At 69.7% G+C, this 1,129-nt stretch carries 1 protein-coding gene and 1 pseudogene; both read right to left on the minus strand.

Annotated features, from left to right (window positions below):
- A pseudogene (locus AC31A1_RS51735) lies at positions 1–129 on the minus strand (urease accessory protein UreD); the annotation flags it as partial.
- Complete coding sequence (gene ureG, locus AC31A1_RS51740; protein ID WP_489659964.1) at positions 117–794, minus strand: urease accessory protein UreG; 678 nt, start codon at positions 792–794, stop codon at positions 117–119. The gene ureG and the pseudogene AC31A1_RS51735, both read right to left, overlap by 13 nt.
- Between the last annotated feature and the right edge of the window lie 335 nt (positions 795–1,129).

Genomic DNA, 1,129 nt, shown 5'->3' on the forward strand with positions numbered 1-1,129 from the left:
CCCCCGGGTGCGCCGCAACGCAAGCGGCCCGTCCCCTTCCAGCACGGGCAGCGCGGTACCGCCCCGCCCGTCCTCCCGGGCCACGATCCGAGCGGTGGCCCGCACCCCGCTCACGATCACGCCGTCCACGCGGCAAGCCGCTCCCGCACCCAGCCGGCGACGTCGGCAACCCCGGCCTCACTCCTCAACGACTGGAAGACAACGGGCAGTTCGGCCCGCTGAGCCTTGGCGTCGGCAGCCATCCGCCCCAGATCGGACCCGACGTAGGGCGCGAGGTCGGTCTTGTTGACGACCAGCAGATCGGCGGTAGTGACACCGGGCCCCCCCTTGCGCGGAATGTCGTCCCCGCCGGCCACGTCGATCACAAAGATCTGCGCGTCGACAAGCCCCTTGGAGAAGGTGGCGGTGAGATTGTCCCCACCCGACTCGACCAGGATCAGATCCAACGGCCCGACCTCGTCCTCCAGGTCCTCGACAGCTTCGAGGTTGGCGGAGATGTCATCCCGGATAGCGGTGTGCGGACAGGCCCCGGTCTCCACGGCGGTGATCCGCTCGGGCGGCAACACGGCTTCCCGCAGCAGGAATTCGGCGTCCTCGCGGGTGTAGATGTCATTGGTGACGACAGCGAGCGAGAGCTCGTCCCGCAGGATCCGGCAGAGCGCGGCGACGGTGGCGGTCTTACCCGATCCGACAGGCCCACCGAGCCCGATACGCAGGGCACGGTGGGTCCCGTCGGGACGGTGCGCGTCGGCACTGACGGCGGCGGGGCCGTCGTGGTTGTGGTCGAGGTGCATGGGGCGGCTCCTTCTGATTTCGTACGGATCCTGACGGCTTCGGACTCTTTCGACTCCGGGGCCTCGCGGTTTCAGGCTCTTGCGACTTCAGGGCCCTGCGGTTTCGGGTTCTTGCGACTTCAGGGCCCTGCGGCTTCGGGCTCTTGGGACTCCAGGGCCCTGCGGCTTCGGGGCCTTGCGGCTTCGGGCCTTGTTTCCTATGGCGATGTAGGGCTCCGGACCCTTGTCAGCCGGGGCCGGCACCACTCAGCCCGTCCGGCGTCTGAGGACGAGGCCGTTCAGGCCGACCGGGGGTCCAGGGGGCGGAGCCCCCTGGCGGGGTGAAAGGCGCAGCG

This window comes from Streptomyces sp. P5F9 (genome assembly GCF_057961495.1).